The organism is Alistipes sp. AF48-12 (assembly GCF_003477565.1).
Classification (GTDB): Bacteria; Bacteroidota; Bacteroidia; order Bacteroidales; family Rikenellaceae; genus Alistipes_A; species Alistipes_A hominis.
This window is the reverse complement of sequence record NZ_QUDJ01000003.1, coordinates 1-20,108: the sequence shown is the minus strand read 5'-3', so window position 1 is coordinate 20,108 and position 20,108 is coordinate 1. Positions and strand designations below refer to the sequence as shown.

17 protein-coding genes and 2 pseudogenes are annotated in these 20,108 nt (G+C 55.8%); 8 read left to right on the top strand and 11 right to left on the bottom strand.

All coding sequences use genetic code 11. The features are described 5' to 3' along the window. Positions 1-64: 64 nt before the first annotated feature. Both DW082_RS02420 and DW082_RS02415 read right to left on the bottom strand, forming a co-directional pair. Positions 65-1,741 carry a hypothetical protein gene (locus tag DW082_RS02420; protein WP_118457149.1) on the bottom strand — a complete coding sequence of 559 codons (1,677 nt, stop codon included), beginning with the start codon at positions 1,739-1,741 and terminating at the stop codon, positions 65-67. 6 nt (positions 1,742-1,747) lie between these two features. Further along, a pseudogene (locus tag DW082_RS02415) lies at positions 1,748-3,780 on the bottom strand (dipeptidyl-peptidase 3 family protein). Between the two features lie 127 nt (positions 3,781-3,907). On the opposite strand from DW082_RS02415, the gene panC reads away from it, so the two are divergent. The 3 genes from panC to DW082_RS02400 all read left to right on the top strand — a co-directional run bounded on the left by panC (position 3,908) and on the right by DW082_RS02400 (position 6,081). Beyond that, on the top strand, positions 3,908-4,741 hold the full coding sequence (panC, locus tag DW082_RS02410; protein WP_118457148.1) for a pantoate--beta-alanine ligase: 834 nt from the start codon (positions 3,908-3,910) through the stop codon (positions 4,739-4,741). Positions 4,742-4,917: 176 nt separating this feature from the next. Then, positions 4,918-5,271, top strand: a complete 354-nt coding sequence (gene panD, locus DW082_RS02405) for an aspartate 1-decarboxylase (protein WP_055206200.1) — start codon at positions 4,918-4,920, stop codon at positions 5,269-5,271. A gap of 195 nt (positions 5,272-5,466) precedes the next feature. Continuing rightward, positions 5,467-6,081, top strand: a complete 615-nt coding sequence (locus DW082_RS02400) for a YggS family pyridoxal phosphate-dependent enzyme (protein WP_259335473.1) — start codon at positions 5,467-5,469, stop codon at positions 6,079-6,081. A 34-nt stretch (positions 6,082-6,115) separates the two neighbouring features. On the opposite strand, the gene DW082_RS02395 is transcribed toward DW082_RS02400, so the two are convergent. The 8 genes and pseudogenes from DW082_RS02395 to serC all read right to left on the bottom strand — a co-directional run bounded on the left by DW082_RS02395 (position 6,116) and on the right by serC (position 13,629). Further along, on the bottom strand, positions 6,116-7,186 hold the full coding sequence (locus DW082_RS02395) for a peptidoglycan DD-metalloendopeptidase family protein (RefSeq protein WP_118457144.1): 1,071 nt from the start codon (positions 7,184-7,186) through the stop codon (positions 6,116-6,118). Between the two features lie 143 nt (positions 7,187-7,329). Then, complete coding sequence (locus DW082_RS02390; protein WP_055206205.1) at positions 7,330-7,887, bottom strand: 2-oxoacid:acceptor oxidoreductase family protein; 558 nt, start codon at positions 7,885-7,887, stop codon at positions 7,330-7,332. 35 nt (positions 7,888-7,922) lie between these two features. Then, positions 7,923-8,683 (bottom strand): annotated as a pseudogene (locus DW082_RS02385) (thiamine pyrophosphate-dependent enzyme). Positions 8,684-8,688: 5 nt separating this feature from the next. Further along, entirely contained in the window at positions 8,689-9,774 is a 1,086-nt protein-coding gene (locus tag DW082_RS02380; protein WP_101573453.1) for a 3-methyl-2-oxobutanoate dehydrogenase subunit VorB, read from the bottom strand. Positions 9,775-9,790: 16 nt separating this feature from the next. Further along, a complete protein-coding gene (locus DW082_RS02375; protein ID WP_118457143.1) occupies positions 9,791-10,024 on the bottom strand; it encodes a ferredoxin family protein in 234 nt (77 codons plus the stop codon). Between the two features lie 187 nt (positions 10,025-10,211). Beyond that, a complete protein-coding gene (locus DW082_RS02370; protein ID WP_118457141.1) occupies positions 10,212-11,453 on the bottom strand; it encodes a DUF1015 domain-containing protein in 1,242 nt (413 codons plus the stop codon). 86 nt (positions 11,454-11,539) lie between these two features. Next, complete coding sequence (locus DW082_RS02365) at positions 11,540-12,460, bottom strand: 3-phosphoglycerate dehydrogenase (protein ID WP_055206214.1); 921 nt, start codon at positions 12,458-12,460, stop codon at positions 11,540-11,542. Between the two features lie 95 nt (positions 12,461-12,555). Further along, positions 12,556-13,629, bottom strand: a complete 1,074-nt coding sequence (gene serC, locus DW082_RS02360; protein ID WP_101573416.1) for a 3-phosphoserine/phosphohydroxythreonine transaminase — start codon at positions 13,627-13,629, stop codon at positions 12,556-12,558. A gap of 176 nt (positions 13,630-13,805) precedes the next feature. On the opposite strand from serC, the gene DW082_RS02355 reads away from it, so the two are divergent. Then, on the top strand, positions 13,806-14,690 hold the full coding sequence (locus DW082_RS02355) for a YicC/YloC family endoribonuclease (RefSeq protein ID WP_259335472.1): 885 nt from the start codon (positions 13,806-13,808) through the stop codon (positions 14,688-14,690). 20 nt (positions 14,691-14,710) lie between these two features. Here the strand turns inward: DW082_RS02355 and DW082_RS02350 are convergent, their stop codons facing one another. Beyond that, complete coding sequence (locus DW082_RS02350; protein ID WP_118457137.1) at positions 14,711-16,585, bottom strand: beta-L-arabinofuranosidase domain-containing protein; 1,875 nt, start codon at positions 16,583-16,585, stop codon at positions 14,711-14,713. A 245-nt stretch (positions 16,586-16,830) separates the two neighbouring features. Here DW082_RS02350 and gmk point away from each other — a divergent pair, with 245 nt between their 5' ends. Genes gmk through DW082_RS02325 form a run of 4 tightly spaced genes read left to right on the top strand, consistent with a single transcriptional unit; the run spans position 16,831 to position 19,873 of the window. Continuing rightward, positions 16,831-17,403, top strand: coding sequence for a guanylate kinase (gmk, locus tag DW082_RS02340; protein WP_101573422.1), 573 nt, complete (start codon positions 16,831-16,833; stop codon positions 17,401-17,403). Positions 17,404-17,414: 11 nt separating this feature from the next. Continuing rightward, positions 17,415-18,254, top strand: coding sequence for a nicotinate (nicotinamide) nucleotide adenylyltransferase (gene nadD / locus DW082_RS02335; RefSeq protein ID WP_118457135.1), 840 nt, complete (start codon positions 17,415-17,417; stop codon positions 18,252-18,254). Between the two features lie 57 nt (positions 18,255-18,311). Further along, on the top strand, positions 18,312-19,292 hold the full coding sequence (locus DW082_RS02330; RefSeq protein WP_118457133.1) for a D-alanine--D-alanine ligase: 981 nt from the start codon (positions 18,312-18,314) through the stop codon (positions 19,290-19,292). After that, positions 19,289-19,873: a DUF3109 family protein gene (locus DW082_RS02325; RefSeq protein WP_055206227.1), complete on the top strand. Its 585-nt coding sequence runs from the start codon at positions 19,289-19,291 to the stop codon at positions 19,871-19,873. Before DW082_RS02330 ends, DW082_RS02325 begins: the two co-directional genes overlap by 4 nt. The last annotated feature ends 235 nt before the right edge of the window (positions 19,874-20,108 follow it).

Below are 20,108 nucleotides of genomic sequence, written 5' to 3'. Positions count from 1 at the left end.
AAATGTTTGCCAAAATGAAAAAAACAGGGAAAATTCCGGAATTTCGTCCGGTACGGAACGAGAATTACCGGCCGACCGATCCGAAAAACAACCGCCGGATCGCATAGGCCAACGTCACCTGGTGATAGTCGTATTGCGAGGCCAGTCGTTTCCGGTAAGGGGCGATGTGCCGGCTCAGGTATCCCGGAAGCACGGAAAACGGAGCCAGCAACCGCTCGATCGGAATATCGCCGTACAGGTCGTGCAATCCCTCGTTGATCCGGAATTTGCGCGTATAACCGGTCGCACGCAGCAATCGCGACAGGACGGACGGCGGGACGGCTTCGATGATCCGGCGGCTCAACGGTTTGGACGCACGCGGCGGACAAAGTTCGTTTTCGAACGGGATACCCTTCAGCTTCGCATCCAACCAACCGTGTTTCTCGCCGTAAAAAAAGAAGCTCCGGTTCAGTTTGGCCGGCACGTCCATATCCTGCCAAAAAGCGGTCAGGTCGTTATCCCACCACGGAGTGCGCCATCCGTAACCGAAAAATTCGTATACCCTCAGGCTGTGCATGATAAACTTGGCCTGCCGCTCTTGCCAGTCGAAACATTCCGGAAAACCGTTCGACGAAACGCCCGTATCGTTCAGTATCCGCCCGATTTCGCGTTGCAGCGCACGATCCGGCCGCCGGGAACCCCAATTAGAGAAATGCCCTTGCACGGCTTCCGCCGCCTGTGTCGACGTCTGGATAGCGCAAACCTGCGGGGTCAGGTGGCTGCCCGCCAGAAAATCGAGCGTATGTCCCGGAACGAACAGATCGCCGCGCTGTAGAATGCCGCGCCGGCCGAGTTCGTAAACAGCCGCGAAATCCTGCGTATGAGGCATACTCGACGCGCAACAGGACGCGAAACGGAAATACCGATCGAGCAATCCCTGCTCCCGGATCGCATCGAACAGTCCGCGCGTATACTCTACGAAATGCCATTCGTACCCGAACGCTTCGGCCACTTCGCGACTCAGGCGAGACTGCGGGTTTTCCGGAACGCCGTACGAATAGCAAACGACGTTACGGATACCGGCCTTATACAAATAATTGACAATCAATCGGGAGTCATGTCCCCCGCTCAACGGGACGATCCAGTTTCGCACGTCGGGGGCGCTCTCGGTCATCCGCCGGATCGCCTGCGCGAAAAGCGTATCCGCTGTCCGTACCCCTTCCGCCGGGTCGGGCGTCACGTTCATTTTCGGATCGTAAAGGAAATAGCGTTCGGATTCCGTCTCCGCATCCCGCAGGCGGACTATCTCGGCAGCCTGCACGGCAAAAATGTCCCGGAACACCGTCCGCTGTCCAATGACGAAACCCGACAGAAGAAACTGCTCCATTGCCCCGGAATCGATTTCCGGTTGCATTCCGGTATCTTCCATCGCCCGCAGCAGGTCGTCCGTCACCAGCCATGCGTCCCGGAACCGGGTCCGGCACAACGGAAAAGAACGAAGTCGGTCGGTCGCCGCACACAATGCGCCGTCCCGCTGTAGGACGATGGCAAAACAGCCGTTCAACTCCCGAACGAACTCCCCGAAGGCGCCGGCATCCGCAGCCGCGGAAGCGACCAGTCTACAGAAAGCGGCCCCTTCGTAAACGGCATCCCGGTAACGGACATTTCCCTTCACGCAAACCATACCGGCGTCATGCTGCTCGGTAAACCAGTCCAGGCCGTAAAGCAAGATACGATTTTTCGTAGCGGAGACGGTTCGCATTTCCGGTCAGTTTACCGAAGGCAGGAACGAATATTCGCGCGAATACTCCATCATCTGACCGGCATAGTCGTCGGTATATTCGACATTGACGTCGACGATCTCCCCGTTTTCCATGACCGGTTGGTAAACCGGATTGACAAAGCCGCTGTAAGGCGCCAGACCGAGCTTTTGATAACGGTCGAGCACTTCTTTGTGCAACTCGGGATCGATCTGCACAGCGTAGGTTTCGACCAACTCCCGGCCGCTCTCGAAATCGCCGGTGCTCTTGATCCGCTGAATCTCCTTCAGCAGTTCGCCGAAAAGCCCCCGCAATTTCTGATAATCGTTCACCACGATATAGGTTTTCCCGTCTTTCACCGCTTTTTCGACGACCCGCTCGTCTTTGCCTCTCTCATAGCACCACTCGGCGATCAGCTTCCGATTGCGCATGTGCGCCTCCTCGACCGTCTTGCCCGGCTCGATCCGCGCGAACTGGGTCATCATTCCGTTCATCATGTAAACGGCATACTCCGTCTTGGCCACGTCGAACGACGGAACGAGTCCCAGTTCGACCATTTTCGGATCGCCCAGATAGTACAGCGCGAACAGGTCGGCGCGCGCCTCTTCCAGCGTCGAAGAGTAATTTTTCAGTTCGTCGCCCTTCACGCCCGGCGCCAGTTGTCCCGAACCGTGTCCGAGGCACTCGTGCAGATCGGTATGCAAGTCGTCGGCCAGCGAGCCGTACTTTTTATGTAGTTCGATCGTCTCCGAATCGAATATGAACTCTTCGTCGAAACCGTTACCCTTGGCAGCCTCCGCATAAGCGGACGTGATATTGCCGACGGTCACCGATTTGGAACCGTGATCGCGGCGGATCCAGTCTGCATTCGGCAGGTTGACGCCGATCGGCGTGGCCGGATAACAGTCGCCGCCAAGTATGGCGGCGGTAATTACCTTTGCCGAAACGCCTTTCACCTCTTTTTTCCGGAACTGTTCGTCGACCGGGGAATGATCCTCGAACCACTGGGCGGCTTCGCAGATGATCTTCGTCCGTTCGGTCGCATCCTCGTCCCGGAAGTTCACCATGCTCTCCCACGAACCGCGATACCCCAGCGGATCGCCGTAACTCTCGATAAAACCGTTCACGAAATCGACTTTAGAGGCCGTATCCCCGACCCACAAGATGCTGTACTTATCGAATTGCTTCAGATCGCCGCTCTTATAAAAAGCGATCAGCGCATCGATCGTTTCCTTCTGACGGCCCACAGCCACCTCCGAAGCCTTCTGCAACCAGTAAACGATCTTTTCGATCGCCGGAGAATACATGCCTCCCACTTTCCAAACCTGCTCCACTAACCGTCCGTCGCCGCCTTTGACCAACTTGCTGTTCAATCCGTAGGAACCGGCGTCCGGTCGTTCGGGTCCATCCGGGCGGCATAAAACTCCTCGACCTCTTGCTGGGAGACCCCTTCGTAATAATTGTTGGCCGACGCCCGGATAATATCTTCTCCGGCAGCGAGATTCACCCGTTTGGGCATCACCTCCGGGTCGAAAACGACCGGTTTGATCTCGGCTATCACCCGTTCCACGGAACCGAAATCCATCGGAAAATCCGTTTTCGGCGTACCGGCTACCAACTCGTCGAAATAGGCCTCGGTAAATTCCGGCCGAAACTTGTCGGTCGAATAATGATGGTGGATGCCGTTGGCGAACCACACTTTCTTAAGGTATTTCTCGAACTGCTTGAAACGCGGATCTTTCCGATCGCCGGCATATCCCTGATAGATGGCTTCCAGCGTACGGCGGATCCGCAGGTTGTAACGCCCGTTCTGGTCGAACAAAATGTCGCGCCCGCTCAGAGCGGCCTGACTCAGGTAATAGATCAGCAACTTCTCGTTCAGGGCAAGCGTATCGAACCCCGGAACCCGGTATTTCAGCACCCGGATGTCGTCGAAGCGGTCCGCCACCCAATTGAATTTTTCTTCGGTTATCTTTTTCCGGCATCCCCCGACGCCCGCAGCAAGTATCGTCATAAGTAAAACAGTAAAGATTCTTTTCATAAAAGAAAACTTAGGTTCTTCGCAAAGTTACAACCTTTTTCCCGAAAAAATTAGATTATTATAAGCAATTTTCTACCTTTGTGCCGTTAAAATAAAGGCGGTAATATCGCCTGAAAAAACGATTTCGATGAAAGTTTTCACAAGGAACGCAGCGCTTTCCGACGAACTGAAACGGCACCCGGGCACGTGCGGTTTCGTCCCGACGATGGGAGCGTTGCACAACGGGCACTTGTCGCTGGTCGAACAGTGCCGGCGGGAATGCGACACGGTCGTCGTCAGCATTTTCGTCAATCCGACCCAGTTCAACGACCCGAACGATTTGAAAAACTACCCGCGAACCGTGGAAGCCGACCTGGCACTGCTCGAAAAAGCGGGCGCCGACTTCGCGCTGACCCCTTCGGTAGAAGACATTTATCCGGAAAAAGACACGCGAGTATTCGATTTCGGGCTGCTGGACAAGGTGATGGAAGGCGCGCACCGACCGGGGCATTTCAACGGCGTAGCCCAAGTGGTGAGCCGCCTGTTCGACATCGTCCGCTGCGACAAGGCCTATTTCGGTGAAAAGGATTTCCAGCAGATCGCCGTGATTCGGGAATTGGTACGTCAGTGCGACTACCCGCTGCAAATCGTCGCATGTCCGATTGTCCGCGACACCGACGGACTGGCGCTCAGTTCGCGCAACGCGCTGCTGACACCCGCACACCGGGCCGCCGCGCCGCTGATCTACAAAGCTCTGAAGGAAGGGGTCGAAAGCGCGCGCAGCATGTCGGTGGACGAAATGAAACGCCGGGTCGTCGAACGGATCGACGCCGACCCGCTGCTGCAAGTCGAATATTTCGAAGTGGTCAACGCCGATACGCTGGAAGGGATCGACCGGTGGAGCAACACGTTCCCGATGCGCGGCTGCATCGCCGTCCAGGCCGGCAACGTGCGGCTGATCGACAATATCGCGATCTTGTAACAGGATGGTATATAAACGCTTATAATAACACGCAAACGACTGCGGCCTAAGAAAATCGCACGAGGCCGATAAAAGATTGGGGATTTAAATATATTTGTTAAATTTGCCGATCGGTAACATGTTTTTATCAGGAGAACTGCGGCCTACGCCGCACTAACTAATTGGGGAACAAAGCAATGCAGATAGAGGTATTCAAGTCCAAGATACACCGGGTGACCATAACCGAGGCCAACCTCAGTTATGTGGGGAGTATCACCATCGACGAGGATTTGCTGGATGCTGCCAATATGATCGCCGGGGAGAAAGTTCAGATCGTGAACGTCAACAACGGGGAACGTCTCGAAACTTATATCATCAAAGGGGAGCGCGGCAGCGGAGCCGTGTGCCTGAACGGGCCGGCGGCGCGCCGTTGCGTAGTCGGCGACGTAGTGATCATCATCTCGTACGCGCTGATGGACTTCGAAGAAGCCAAAACGTTCAAGCCGTGGGTCGTTTTTCCCGACACGGAGACCAACAGGCTGATCAAATAGGTTTCCGGCGAAAACGCCTGTTCGGCACAGACCGATTCCGACATACGCCGTCTGCATGAATTTCGTGTGCAGAAAAGGAGTATCGTCGGTTTTTGTTTGCCGTTTTTTCGTTAACTTTGGATACTGAAACGTTACAGGAAATATCATGTCGATTGCCGAAAAAATCACCGGCTCCGCGCGGCGCTGCCGCAACACGTGGAACTGATCGCCGTATCGAAAACCTATCCGCCGTCAGCCGTTCTGGAAGCCTACCGGGCCGGGCAACGCGCTTTCGGAGAAAACCGCCCGCAGGAACTCGTCGAGAAGTACCATGCCCTGCCGAAGGACATCCGATGGCATCAGATCGGCGGCCTGCAATCCAATAAAGTCAAATACATCGCCCCGTTTGTCGCGATGATCCATTCGGTGGAATCGGCGAAACTGCTGGACGTGATCCAGAAAGAAGCGGTCAAAAACGACCGGACGATCGATGTCCTGCTCGAAATACGCATCGCACGGGAAGCGTCGAAACACGGATGGAGCGAGAAAGACCTGATCGACTACCTGCAAACGGGCGCCTACCGGAACCTGAACTCCGTTCGTTTCCGGGGACTTATGGGCGTCGCGACCCATACCGAGGATCAAGAGACGATCCGCGCCGAATTCACCCGTCTGCACGAATTGTTCGTCAGGTTGGGAAACGAGTATTTCGACCGCGATTTCGATACGCTTTCGATGGGCATGACCTCCGATTATCCGATCGCCGTCTCATGCGGCAGCACGATGGTGCGTATCGGAAGCTACATCTTCGGAGCGCGCAACTACCTATAAGACAAAAATGTCATAAAAACATCCGGATTCAAAGCTACTTGATCCGCAGACGCCGGCCGAGCTTCAGCACGGTTTTCGGAGTGATGTTATTCAGGCGGCATATCTGACTGACCGAAACGCCGTATTTAAGCGCCAGCCGACCGAGAATATCGCCCTGTTTGATCGTATGGTAAACGGCGTTGCTGGAACTGACGGTCGCCGTTTTAGTCTGTTGCTCCTCCTTTTTCTGGGCGGCGGCGATCCGTTCCAGAATGTCGCCGGAGGCAGTATCCCCTTCCGCAGAAGCCAGCAACGGAAAGTCGTCGTCGTCCTCTTCCAGAATTTCCGAAGCGCGGGAATGAATGTTGAAGAACTGTTTTTCGAGGGCGAAAGTCTGGTATTTCAACTGCCCCGTCTGGAAATCGACGATAAATTCGGGATCGAAGGTCTGATCGCAGTAACGCATTTCGAAATGCAGATGCGGTCCCCGGCTGCGCCCGGTCGAACCGCAGAATCCGATTACCTGCCCGCATTTAACGTAATCGTTCACCTTGACATTGAGCTTCGAAAGATGAGCATGCCAGGTTTCCAGGCCATTTTCATGCCGGACGATCACCAGATTCCCGAAACCGCCCGTATTGTACTTCGCATAACGAATTTTGCCGTCGAACGCGGCGTAAATCGGTTCGCCGATCTTCAGCGGAATATCCACGCCGTTGTGGTTGCGGCGGCCGCGCGGGCCGTATTTCGACAGCACCGAGCCGACTACCGGAGCTTTGAATCCGGACAGATCCTTTACCAGATTCAGATCCACCACCGACGGTAGATCCTCGTAAGCGATGCTTTTATAAGCGAAAACCTGCGAGGTATCCCAATACTGCATATAGACCGGCAGCGAATCTCGCACTTTCAGCGCAGGACGGTAGTAACGCCAGGTATTATTGCTGAAAATAATGATCCGGGTTTCGGGATCGTCGGTCGCCAGCGTATCCAACGGCTGCTGCGGCAGATCTTCGATGTGCAACGTCGCCGGAACGACCGGACGGCGCCTGCGCGATTGGCCGTGGAGCGTGGCTGCGGTCAAAACAAATAACAGGGATACCGTTATCAGATATCTGAAATTCATGCTCGTTCGGAATTATATCGTTACAAAACTAACAATAATTTCCGACAATTCGGCATTTTTCGAAAGGCTGATACCCTCCGTGCGCGAGAAAGCCGTTCCTCTCCCTCAGCGGACTCCGGAACAAAAGGTCAGCTCCCGGCAGTTCAGGCCACCATTTCGGGCACCCGGATAATCTCCATGCCCTTCTGTATGGCCGCTTCGTTAGCGGGGATCAGCGACGCCATCCGTTCCGGCAGCGATTTGGCCAGTCCCCGGAAAACGTTGTCGAGCGATACGACCGGCTTCACTTTCAGGTAGCCGCCCAGGATCATCGTATTGAAAACGCGTATGTTGCCCAGCCGGGCAGCCTCTTCGGTCGCCGGAATCGCATACACCCGGATATCCTTGCGCTGCGGTGGGCGCACCACCCCGTTCGGATCGTAAATCAGCACGCCGCCCGGCTTGACACGCGGCTCAAACTTATCCATGCTCTGCTGGTTCAGGATGATCGCCGTATCGTAATCGTGTACGATCGGCGAACTGATCTGCCGGTCGCTCAGGATCACCGTCACATTAGCGGTTCCGCCGCGCATTTCCGGGCCGTAAGACGGCATCCAGCTCACTTCGAGTCCCTGCATCACGCCCGAGTAGGCGAGAATTTTGCCCATCGACAGCACGCCCTGTCCGCCGAAACCGGCTATGATAATCTCTTCTTTAAACATATCTCTACGATTAAACGCGTTCGGTAAACAAATTATTATCCTTTGATATCCCCCAGCGGATACAGCGGCAGCATGTTCTGCTCCATCCACCGGTTCGCCTCGGTCGGCGACATTTTCCAGCCCGAATTGCAGGTCGCTACGAATTCGACGAACGACATCCCTTTCCGCTGCATCGAATTCTCGAAGGCCTTACGCAACGCCTTTTTCGCCTTACGGACGGCCCCGGGAGTGTGGACGCTCTGCCGCGTCAAGTAGCACACCCCGTCGAGATGCGCCAACATATCGGCCACCTTGAACGGGTAACCGTGCAACTGCGGATCGCGTCCTTCGGGAGTCGTCACGGTCTTCATGCCGAGCAACGTCGTCGGAGCCATCTGCCCGCCGGTCATGCCGTAGATCGCATTGTTGACATAGATGATCGTGATGTTCTCGCCGCGGTTGCACGCGTGGATCGTCTCGCCGGTTCCGATCGCGGCCAGGTCGCCGTCGCCTGGTACGTAAAGACCAGCTTCGACGGATTCAGCCGTTTGATCGCCGTAGCTACCGCCGCCGCGCGCCCGTGCGCCGCCTGCACCCAATCGATATCGACGTAGTCGTACGCCAGCACCGCGCAGCCCACCGGCGTAATGCCGATCGCGTCGTGCTCGACCTGCATTTCGTCGATCACTTCGGCGACCAGTTTGTGGATCGTTCCGTGGCTGCACCCCGGACAGAAGTGCATCACGGCATCGGTCAGCAGCCGGGGCTTCGCATAGACCCGGTTTTCCGGGATCAATTTTATTTCAGATTCAGCCATAAACTCTACTTTAACGAAAAATTCTTTTTCAGCGCCTCCAGCACCTCGCTCGGCGAATGCACCACGCCGCCCGTGCGCCCGAAATGGAATACCGGAACGCGACACCGGGCGGCCAACTGCACGTCCTCGATCATCTGCCCGGTGCTCATTTCGACCGACAGGAAACCTTTGACGCGCTGCGACAGTTCGTCGATCGCTCCGGTCGGGAACGGATAGAGCGTAACCGGCCGTAGCAGTCCGACTTTCAGTCCCTCCTCGCGAGCCAGTTCGACCGCTTTCTGGGAAATACGCGCGGAAGACCCGTAAGCGACCAGTACGTAATCGGCATCGTCGCACTGCACGGCCTCGTAGCGCACCTCGTTTTCGCGGATCGTCCGATACTTTTCGGACAGTTTCAGGTTGAACCGCTCCTGGCGCAGCGGATCGAGTTCGACGGACGTAACGATGTTCCGTTTGCGGTCGGCCGGCTTGCCGGTCGTAGCCCAGCCGCCCCAGTGTTCGGCAATATAGGCGTCGCTCCAGCGCGGCCGGGGTTCGGTCAGCATCACTTTCTCCATCATCTGGCCGATCACGCCGTCCGACAGAATCATTACCGGATTGCGGTACTTGAACGCCAGTTCAAAACCCAGCGGTACGAAATCGTACATCTCCTGCACCGAATTGGGAGCCAGCACGATCAGGTGGTAGTCGCCGTGGCCGCCGCCCTTGACCGCCTGAAAATAGTCGGCCTGCGACGGCTGGATCGTCCCGAGCCCCGGCCCGCCGCGCGATACGTTCACCACCACGCACGGCAGTTCGGCGCCGGCCAGGTAACTGAGCCCCTCGCACATCAGGCTGATACCCGGACTCGACGACGAGGCCATCACCCGCCTACCGCAGGCCGCGCCGCCGTAAAGCATGTTCACCGCCGCCACTTCGCTTTCGGCCTGCAACACGACCATACCGGTCGTCTCCCACGGCCGCATCGCGGTCAGCGTTTCCAGTATTTCGGACTGGGGCGTAATCGGATAACCGAAATAGCCGTCGCAACCGCAGCGCACGGCGGCTTCGGCCACCACTTCGTTCCCTTTCATCAATCGTATCTCTTCCATACCTTTTCTTTCTAAATCAGACTCCCGGATTTTTCTGCCGGTAAACCGTAATACAACAGTCGGGACATACCAGCGCGCACGACGCGCAACCGGTACAGGCGTCCGGATCGACCATCCGCGCGTAATTATATCCCTTCGCATTCACTTCGGCCGCCAGATCGAGCACCCGCATCGGACACGCCTCGACGCACACCCGGCAACCCTTGCAACGGTCGCGCTCGATCACTACGGTTCCTTTGATTTTAGCCATATCCAATTTTTAATTTCAGTCAAAAATAGTACGCCGGACTGCAAAACGGAGACGCTTTCCGGACTTTGCTACGACACCAAAAATGACGCTGCGGCAGGGTTTCCCGCTTGCACTCAGCCGGGTACCGAACAAAAAAACAGGAGGCTTAACGCCCCCTGTTTTCGGTAAAAAAGTATTTTCAGCCCGATTATTCCAACGAATGGATCACCAGTCCCGAACGCAGTTTCGGTTCGAACCAAGTCGTTTTCGGAGGCATGATATTGCCCGTATCGGCGATGTCGATCAGTTGCTTCATCGACACCGGATAGAGGGCGAAAGCCACCTGCATTTCACCGCTGTCGACGCGGCGCTGCAACTCGCCCAACCCGCGGATACCGCCGACGAAGTCGATCCGCTTGTCGGTGCGCAGGTCTTTGATGCCGAGCAGTTCGTCGAGCACGAGGTTCGACAGGATCGTCACGTCGAGCACGCCGATCGGATCGTTATCGTCGTACGTCCCGGCCTTGGCCGTCAGGCTGTACCAGCGGCCGCCAAGGTACATCGCGAAATTATGCAACTCGGTCGGATGATAGATTTCCGTACCTTTGTCCTCCACTGCAAAACTTTTCTCGAGCGCCGCGAGCAACTGCCCGGGCGTCAAGCCGTTCAGATCTTTTACGAGGCGGTTGTAATCGATGATCTTCAATTGACTGTCCGGAAAAATAACGGCCAGAAAAAAACAATACTCCTCGTCTCCGGTATGCGCCGGATTGGTCTTCATCTTCTCCTGCCCGACCCGCGCGGCGGCGGCCGTACGGTGATGCCCGTCGGCCACGTACAACGCCGGAATTTGTTCGAAAATCTCGGTAATCCGTCGCTGCACGGCCGGATCGTCGATCACCCAGAACTGATGGCGAAACCCGTCGGCTGCAGTGAAATCGTATTCGGCCGCGTTGTTTTCCACCACTCCGCGCACGATCATATCCATCTCGGTATCGGCCGGATACGAGAAGAATACCGGTTCGATATTGGCATTCTGATTGCGCACGTGGATCATCCGGTCTTCTTCTTTGTCGGGACGGGTCAGTTCGTGCTTTTTAATCTTACCGGTCAGGTAATCGTCGAAATGACAGGCGGCTACCAGCCCGTACTGCGTCCGTCCGTCCATCGTCTGGGCATAGACGTAATATTTCTCCGTATCGTCCTGCACGAGCCACCCTTTTTCACGCCATTTCTTGAAATTCTCGACAGCTTTATCGTAAACCTCGGCGCAATGTTCGTCGGCGATCGGGCTGAAATCGATCTCCGGTTTGATGATGTGCAGCAACGATTTTTCGGTCGCTTCCTTGCTCGCCTCCTCCGAATTGAGCACGTCGTACGGGCGCGACGCCACCTCGGCGGCATACTCCTTCGGCGGGCGAATCCCTTTGAACGGTTTTATTCTTACCATGAAATCACTATTTACAATTAATCCTCAATTCAATAAGACAAAAAGCCCCCGCACACTGCCGGGGGCCCTGTTGTTAAAATTCAGGTCTATTTGTTGACCTGGAAACGACGGTTGCCGTTCTTCAGGAAATCAACCACCTGATTAGCGGCGGCAAGCCCCGCGTTGACATTCGCTTCGGCAGTCTCGGCTCCCATCTTTTTCGCCGTTGCGAAAACCCGTTTACCGAACTTTTCGGCCAGTTGCGGCTGCGCATCGGCGGCAATGTCGGTGATGTATTTCAGGTCGGGGCGTTCTTCGAGCGCCTGCATCAAGCCGGCCTCGTCGATCACCTCCTTACGCGCCGTATTGACCAACGTAGCGCCCTTGGGCATCGAGGTCAGCAACTTGTAACCGATCGACTTCCGAGTCTGATCGGTAGCCGGAATGTGCAGCGAAAGAAAGTCGGACGAAGCATACAGCTTTTCGACCGAATCCGCCACTTCCACGCCGTCGGCTTTGAAAACGTCGGCCGGGACGAACGGGTCGAAAGCGCACACCTTCATGCCCAACGCCTTGCCGTAACGGGCCACGATGCGGCCGACGTTGCCGTAAGCCTGGATTCCGAGCCGTTTGCCGCTGATCTCCGATCCGGTGCCGGGGGTGAACTGATTGCGCGCCATAAAAACCATCATGCCCACGACCAATTCGGCCACGGCGTTCGAGTTCTGCCCCGGGGTATTCATCACGACGATCCCTTTGGCGGTGCAGGCGGCCAGGTCGACGTTGTCGTAACCGGCACCGGCGCGAACGACGATTTTCAGTTTCTCGGCGGCGGCGACTACTTCGGCCGTCACTTTGTCGCTGCGGATAATCAGCCCGTCGGCATCTTTCACGGCCGCCAGCAGGTCGGCCTTGTCCGCATATTTTTCCAGCAAGGCCAGTTCGTAACCCGCCCCTTCAATGATTTCGCGTATTCCGTCGACCGCCGCTTTCGCAAACGGCTTTTCGGTAGCTACCAATATCTTCATAGTTTCTACATTAATTAACGATTGAAAAAACACGGCCTTTTTCGCAACGTAGGTCGTAATGTCGTAACAAGGCCCATAACTTTCGTTTTTACCGATTATTTTACGTGCATTTTTTCGAATTCCCGCATACAGTCTACCAACGCCTGAACGCTTTCGATCGGCAGCGCATTGTAGATCGACGCACGGAAACCGCCCACCAGACGGTGTCCCTTGATGCCGACCATGCCTTTGCCTTTGGCGAATTCGAGGAATTCGGGAGCCAGGTCGGCGTATTTTTCCTGCATCACGAAGCAAACGTTCATCAGCGAACGGTCTTCCTTCACGGCCGTACCGACGAATACCTTGCTGTTGTCGATCGCGTCGTACAGCAGCTCAGCTTTCGCCCGGTTACGTTTCTGAATCTCTTTCACGCCGCCGATCGACTTCAACCACTTCAGGGTTTCTTTCACGACGTAGATCGCGAATACCGGGGGCGTATTGAACATCGAATCGTTGGCGATGTGGTTGCGGTAATCGACCATCGACGGAAGCGGACGGGACACCTTGCCGAGCAGGTCTTCGCGAACGATCACGAACGTCACCCCGGCGGGACCGATGTTCTTCTGCGCGCCGCCGTAAATCATGCCGTATTTCGAAACGTCCACCGGACGGCTCAGGATATCGGAACTCATGTCTGCGATCACCGGCACCGGCGAGTCGATATCGGTGTGGTATTCGGTACCGTAGATCGTATTGTTGGTCGTAATGTGCAGGTAATCCAAATCGGTCGGGATCGCATATCCTTTCGGAATATAAGTAAAGTTTTTATCCTCGGACGAGGCGAGCACCTGCACTTCGCCGAAATTTTTGGCTTCCTTGATCGCTTTTTTGGCCCATACGCCGGTGTTCACGTATCCGGCCTTCTTTTCGAGGAAATTGTACGGCACTTCGAAAAACTGCGTGCTGGCGCCGCCGCCCAAAAAGAGGATCTTATAGTTGTCGGGAATATTCAGCAATTCGCGGAACAGGGCCATGGCTTCGTTGTTGACAGCCTCGAAGTCTTTGGTACGGTGCGAAATCTCCAGCAACGACAATCCGGAACCCTCAAAATCCAAAATAGCTTTTGCCGCATTCTCAATCGCCACGCGCGGAAGAATCGAAGGACCTGCATTGAAATTGTGTTTTTTCATAGTTTTAAGACATATTAAGTTTAGTATTCGGAATCGGAATTAACAGGTTCCAAAGTTATTAAATTATTTCCAAAACACGCAAAAAAAACGTATTTTTAATCGGTTTGCGAGCTCTTTTATTTTTTTTAACCCATTTTTAAGCTACTTTTGCAGACCTCATCTAACAACGCATCCCGATGATAAAATCCATGACCGGTTACGGCAAAGCCGAAGCCGTCCTCGATCACAAAAAGATAACCGTCGAAATCCGTTCGCTGAACAGCAAGCAGCTCGACCTGACGGTAAAAGTTCCGGCCGTCTACCGGCAAAGCGAATACGAAATCCGCAACCGGATCGGCAAGCAGCTCCAGCGGGGAAAGATCGACGCCTACGTCTCTTACGAAATAACCGGCGACAGCGTCCCGGTCAACATCGACCGGAAGACCTTTACGGCTTATTTCGGGCAAATCCGCGAAATCGCCGCCGAAAACGGGATCGACTGGAACGGAAGCGCGCTGGACGCCGCCGTCGTACCCGCCGTCTTGCGGCTGCCCGAAGTGATCCAGAACGACCAGCAGACCGTTTCGGAAGCGGAAACCCAAGCGCTGAAACGGTGCGTCGAAGAGGCGGTCGACCACATGGAACAGTTCCGTATTCAGGAAGGCGCGATCCTGATCGCCGACCTGTTGCGCCGGATCGACCGGATCGAACAGCTCAAAGAGGAGATCGTCCCGTTCGAAAAGGCGCGCGCCGAGACGATCAAAACGCGCATCCGCGAAAACATCGAATCGCTCGGCATCCCGTTCGACGCGAACCGGCTCGAACAGGAGATGATCTATTATATTGAGAAACTGGATATCACCGAGGAGAAAGTACGGCTTCAGAACCATTGCAAATATTTCCGCGAAGTAGCCCGCGGCGAAGAGGCTCCCGGCCGCAAGCTCGGCTTCATCGCGCAGGAACTCGGCCGCGAGATCAACACGCTCGGGTCAAAAGCCAACGAAGCCACGATCCAGAAAAAGGTCGTCGAAATGAAGGACGAACTCGAAAAAATCAAGGAGCAGGTACTCAATATCCTTTAACCCTCGCTCCACAATCCCGGTTACGGCCGGTTGCTCCAAACCGGAATCGTGTCCCGGCTGAAAACGACGGGAGTCAGGCCGGTATCGACATTCAACCAGGTCGTATACGGAGTATTCGCGGGTTTGGCGGCATAGTCCTCGACGGCAACGGTATGTCCGTCGGCAGTAGCTACCCGGGCATAAAACCAATGTCCTGGCCGTTCATCGAAGGCCAGTGCGTCGAACGATTCCGGAGTGAACCGGTATTTCACCGCTTCTTCGGAAGGCTTTGCTACGGAAAGCAATACCGGACCGTAATAAACCGACGTACGACCGGCCATGTTTCCGTCCCCGACCCAGTAGTGGACGCGCATATCCAAATCGAGTTCCACGACGTCGCCCGACCTCCACTTTCGCTCCAACCGGTAATAATGTCCCGGAGTTACGCCGCTGCACGGTACGCCGTTCACCTTCACCGAGGCCCGGGACGACCACACGGGGATTCGCAGGTTCAGTCCGAAACGTTCGGCGCGGCCGGGATCGAGCGTAATCCGTACGGAACCGCTTTTCGGGTAATCGGTTTGCTGCACGATTCCGATCGGATGCCCTTTCGGCGTAAGCGTCCGGACGTTCGACTGTCCGTAATAATTCAGATAAATATCCCGGTCGTCGTTCAGCACGCCCCACTGGGTAAACTGGCTCAGGCCCCGGTTACCGCTTGCCTGGCAGCAGTTCATTTCGCGCCCTCCCTCATAACTGTGGGGCGCCAGTTCGATCTGCGAACTGACACGCTGCCCGTCGGACGAGTTCATGTAGACGAACTCCTTGTCGCCCAACTGACTCCCCAGCGTAGCGTTGAAATACGAAAGCTCCAGTTCGTCGGCCACGTAGGAATTTTTACTCAACTTCAGGTACTCGGTTGAAAAAGTCATCCAAGCCACCGTATTGCAGGTTTCGCTGCCCGCGCCGTAAATATCGCCGGTAGCGCCCTCGCCGGTTCCGAAACTACCGGTATTGTGGCGGTCGTGGCTCACGATCCCCCACCACAACGACTCCATCGCGTCGGCATAATCCCGGTTGCCGGTTACTCGGTAGAGAACGGCCAGCGTGGTCAGCGTATAGAGGCTTTCCCAGCGCTTCTGCGCCGAATAACAGAAAGGGGTCCCGGCCAGGGACGACTCAAGCCAGTTGCAGGACAACGTACTGTTCGTATAAAAATCATGGTAAGGAAGCGTCCATTCGGTACGGACAATGTATTCGGCCGCTTGCAGATAGCGCGGATCGCGGGTCTGTTCGTACAGCAGGGCGAACATGTGGCTCGCGGCAAAATTGCATTCTCCCCAATTCTGCGAGGCGAAGGTCCGCTTACCCAGGATGAAATAATCGTACAGGCAATCGGCCGCCCGGCAGACGACCTCCAACGCTTGTCGGTCGCCGGTCACCCGGTACCATTGATACAGTCCGTACAGGCAGTGGTAATGCCCCCAGGTATCCCATTTTTCAGGAGGATTGTCGAAACGCTCCCGGTCGGACCAGGGGCCCAGGTATCCGTCGCTGCGCTGGGAACGCGCCAGCAGTTCCGTCATCCGCCGACCGACGGTCAGCGTAGCCGGGTTCCGGGTAGCCAGGTAGGTCTGCGCCACGCCCGCAAGTATCTTACCGGGAAATTCACCGTGCCACATGCACTTGAACAACGTATTCGAATCGGGACGCAGGAACGCGCCGAACAGGTCGGGATTGTTTTCCAGCAGCGGAACGAGCCACGTCTTTTCGTTCGCAGACAACCGTTCGCCGACATGTCCTCCGACTTCGAAAGAGAGCGCCTCGTTACGCAGGATATTGGGCATCTCTTCGCCCGAAGCGGAAAAAACGGCGCAAAAAAATGCCGAACAAAACAAATGACGCAGGTATTTCATAGCAAAATAAAAAACGGGTTAGGAAAACGGTCTTTTTACAAAGATAGACGCGCTATACGAAAAAACAACCCGTTCCGCAGCAATTCCACAGATTCCGGAGCGCGAGATACGGTTTTTTTGACTTTTCGGTCAAAAGTAACTACATTTGTTTCCGAAAATCCGGCAGAAAGTTTTCTGTCGAAATCCATCGAATCCATCAGCCGGCGTTTCGGAATCGGACGTCGCGCCAACACAACTCAGGACACATGCAAACAGTCTCCGGAAAAGTACTGATTTTCTCCGCCCCGTCGGGATCGGGCAAATCGACGATCATAGGCCGTCTGCTGGAACGCTTCCCGCAGCTCGAATTTTCGATCTCGGCGACCAGCCGCGCGCCGCGCGGGACGGAAGCCGACGGACGCGAATACTATTTTCTGAGTAACGACGACTTCAAGGCGCGGGCCGCCGCCGGGGAGTTCGTCGAATGGGAAGAAGTCTATGCCGGAACGTGCTACGGCACGCTGCGCAGCGAACTGAAACGTATCTGGGACAAAGGACACGTGATCGTGTTCGACGTGGACGTCAAAGGCGGCGTCAACCTGAAACGGATTTTCGGCGCGCAGGCGCTGTCGGTATTCGTCATGCCGCCGTCGGTCGACGAACTGCAACGGCGGCTCGAAGGACGCGGCACCGACTCGCCCGAAACGATCGCCCGCCGCGTGGCGAAAGCCGAACAGGAACTCGCCTTCGCGCCGCAGTTCGACCGGGTGGTCGTCAACGACTGCTTGGCTACCGCCGTCGCCGAGGCGGAGCGGATCACCGAAGCGTTCATCGGATAACGGGCCGTTCCATGCAGGCGGAAACGATACTCTATTTCGGGTCGTTCAACCCGGTGCACCGGGGGCACGTGGCCGTGGCCGATGCCGTATTGGAATCGACGGAAGCCGAAGCGCTTTGGTTCGTCGTATCGCCGCAAAACCCGTTTAAAGCGGGCAAAGAACTCGCCCCCGAAACCGACCGAATCGAAATGGCGCGCATCGCGCTGCAAAGTGCCGTCCATAGCGACCGCATGGCCGTCTCGGACATCGAATTCCGGCTGCCGAAGCCGAACCGCACGATCCGTACGCTCGAAAAGCTACGCACGGAATATCCCGGCCGGAAGTTCAGCCTGCTGATCGGCAGCGACAACATGGCCGGTTTCCCGAAATGGGTGCATTCCCAAGAGATTCTCGACAGATACCGGGTACTGGTCTATCCGCGTCCGGGTTATCCAACACCGGAATCCGCCCGGTCGGACGGCTTTACGATCTTAACGAATCTCAAAGAACTGCCGCAGGCGGCGACCGACGTCCGGACACGGATCGCACGGGGGGAAAACCCCGGAGCGGAACTGCCCGGCGGCGTGTGGGAATATATCAAAAAACACCGGCTTTATGGATATTCCGCAGGAACTGAGGAACTGACCGATGAAATAACAGCGCTGAACAGCGCCATCGAGCAGCGGCCCGACGACGCGAGGCTATTGATCCGACGCGGCAAATTGCTACACCGAACCGGACGATTCGACTGCGCGTTGAACGATTTCCTACGCGCGAAGCGACTCTGTCCGGACAACCCCGAAGCGGACGCCTACATTGCGCTGTTGCGCGAAATTTTCGCCTTCCGTCACTTCGATTTGTACAATCCGTAACCGGAGTTCCGGGCGAAAACATTATCTTTGCGTCGTTTCAACTCAAACCCGGATTTTATGAAAAACATCGCACTGATCGCCGGAGGAGAATCGTCCGAATGGCAGATCGCACTCGAAGGAGCCTCGCTGGTCGAACAAAATCTCGACCGCACCAAATACAACGTCTACAAAATCATCCTGCACGACGGCCGCTGGAACTACATGGACGAGGACGGCGTCGTCTCGGAACTGGATCGCAACGATTTCACGATCGAAGTAAAAGGCGAAAAGATCAGACCGGACTATGCGCTGATCCTGATTCACGGCACCCCCGGCGAGGACGGACGCCTGCAGGGATACCTCGACATGATGAAAATCCCCTACTCTTCGTGCGGATTCGTCACATCGGTCATCACATTCGACAAATCGGCCTGCAAACGGGCTCTCGCCGGAACAGGCATCGACCTGGCGCGGGAAATTCTGGTCGGCAGGAATACGAAAATCGACCCGGCTGCCGTTGCCGGCGAACTGGGCCTGCCGCTGTTCGTCAAACCGAACGCCAGCGGCAGCAGTTTCGGCGTAACGAAAGTCAAAAGCGCGGATCAAATCCTGCCGGCGATCGAGAAGGCATTCGCCGAGAGCGATCACGTGCTGATCGAAGAGTATATCCAAGGACGCGAAATCAGTTGCGGCGTATTGATCGCCGGCGGCCGAGAATACCTGTTCCCGATCACCGAACTGGTATGCGAAACCGAATTTTTCGATTACGACGCCAAATACAAGGGCCTTTCGAAAGAGATCACCCCGGCCCCGCTCGACGCGGAGATCGTCCGCAAAGTGAACGCGATGACCCTGTCGGCCTATAAAACGCTCAACTGCCGCGGCGTGGTGCGGATCGATTTCATCGTCAAGGGAGACCGCCCCTACCTGATCGAAGTCAACACGATTCCGGGCATGAGCGCGCACAGCATCATTCCCCAGCAAGCGCAGGCGATGGGCATGACCGTCGGGCAACTGTACGACCTAATTATCGAAGACACTTCAAAACAGGCAGAATGATCCAGATCGACGACAAAATCGTCAGCACCGACCTGCTGACCGAAAAATTTTGCTGCGATCCGTCCCGCTGCAAAGGCGCCTGCTGCGTGGAAGGCAACGCCGGGGCTCCGCTCGAAGCCGAAGAGATCGAAATCCTCGAACGCGAATACGAAACCTACAAACCCTACCTGAAACCGGAAGGGATCGCCGCCATCGAACGACAGGGATTCATGGTCGTCGACCGCGACGGCGACTACACCACCCCGCTGATCGGCGACGCCGAATGCGCCTTCTCGTTCGAGGAGAACGGGATCACGCTGTGCGCCATCGAGCGGGCGTACAACGAAGGTCGCACCGGATTCGTCAAACCGATCTCGTGCCACCTCTACCCGATCCGGGTCGCCGTATTCGGCAACGGATCGGTCGGCCTGAATTACCACCGCTGGAACATCTGCAAAAGCGCCTGCCTGCAAGGCCGCCAATACGGCGTTCCGGTTTATCGCGCGTTGCGCACGGCGATCGTGCGCCGTTTCGGAGAACCGTTTTTCCAGGCGCTCGAAGAAGCGGAATCCCTGCTGAACCGACAGAACGATAAAAAATAACCGCCCAACGACCATATAAATAAAAAGCGTATAAATATTTGAATTAGTTTTTTTATTGTTTAATTTTATGAACGGGTTTCTAAATTCGTTCATTATGAAAAGTCTCTCCCGGCTGTTCGTGTCGGTCTGCCTGATGCTGGCGACTGATCTTTTCGCACAGATATCGGATTCGTCCGATCCTACCGACGATCTTTTACCGTCCATCGAGTCGTTTTTCCAGCGCACGGCACGCCAG